Genomic DNA, 797 nt, shown 5'->3' on the forward strand with positions numbered 1-797 from the left:
TTCAACTGGGTGCGCCTGGCCCAGCGGGTGCCGGTGCGGATTCATATCGATGAAGTGCCGGAAGGTGTGCTGTTGGCGGCGGGGATCACCTGCACCGTGATCGTCAACCAAACACAGAACTGAATGTGGGAGCGGGTTTGCTCGCGAAGGCAGTGTGTCAGTCAACGAAAATATCGACTGATCCACCGCATTCGCGAGCAAGCCCGCTCCCACATTTTGAGTGTGTCAGGCCTGTAGAAACGTCTCGTGCAAGTGGCGCCACAGCAGGGCGCCACTGGCCTGTTTTTCAAACACCACGGTCGATCGCCGATCGGTTTGGGTACCGCTGCCATCCACCTGCTGTTCGCGATAACTTACCGTCGCGCCATGGGCGTGTCGGTCAATCCCGGCAAACTCGCTGAGGCTGATCCTGAACCCGGGCCGCTTGCCGCCAGCCTGGCTGAACAGCTGGTTGAGCAGTGCAAAATCCAGTTGTTTGCCCGCCGGGGTGATCATGGAAAAGTCCGGCGAAAAACGCCTCAGCAAAACCTCCAGTGTTCCCTCGGGGGCTGTGCCGGCAAACCATTGCTCGATCTCGACATGGGCCTGGATCACTTCATCAAAAAAATCGCGGTAGTCAATCATCGTGTGGGCTCGCTGGCAGGGTGAAGCAGTGTCCGTACCTTGGACGCATCCAGGCACAGTACGGCAAATAACGGAAACAGGGTCAACGCCGCGGCAATCGCGAAGGTGACGGTGAACGAGTCCAGCGCAGCCAGCACCCCACTGAGCACGGCGGCACCGAGGCAAAAACTCAA

At 58.8% G+C, this 797-nt stretch carries 1 protein-coding gene and 2 pseudogenes; 1 reads left to right on the plus strand and 2 read right to left on the minus strand.

Annotated features, from left to right (window positions below):
- Positions 1-123: pseudogene (locus HX873_RS31355) on the plus strand (efflux transporter periplasmic adaptor subunit); the annotation flags it as partial.
- Between the two features lie 102 nt (positions 124-225).
- Here the strand turns inward: HX873_RS31355 and HX873_RS31360 are convergent.
- Both HX873_RS31360 and HX873_RS31945 read right to left on the minus strand, forming a co-directional pair.
- A complete protein-coding gene (locus tag HX873_RS31360) occupies positions 226-624 on the minus strand; it encodes a DUF4440 domain-containing protein (RefSeq protein WP_177123845.1) in 399 nt (132 codons plus the stop codon).
- A pseudogene (locus HX873_RS31945) lies at positions 621-797 on the minus strand (MFS transporter); the annotation flags it as partial. The gene HX873_RS31360 and the pseudogene HX873_RS31945, both read right to left, overlap by 4 nt.

Origin of the sequence: Pseudomonas sp. P7758 (assembly GCF_013386485.1) — a bacterium.
Classification (GTDB): domain Bacteria; phylum Pseudomonadota; class Gammaproteobacteria; order Pseudomonadales; family Pseudomonadaceae; genus Aquipseudomonas.

Coding starts and splice junctions, on each gene's coding strand:
- HX873_RS31360 (WP_177123845.1), bottom strand. CDS start 624: ATGATTGACTACCGCGATTTTTTTGATGAAGTGATCCAGGCCCATGTC.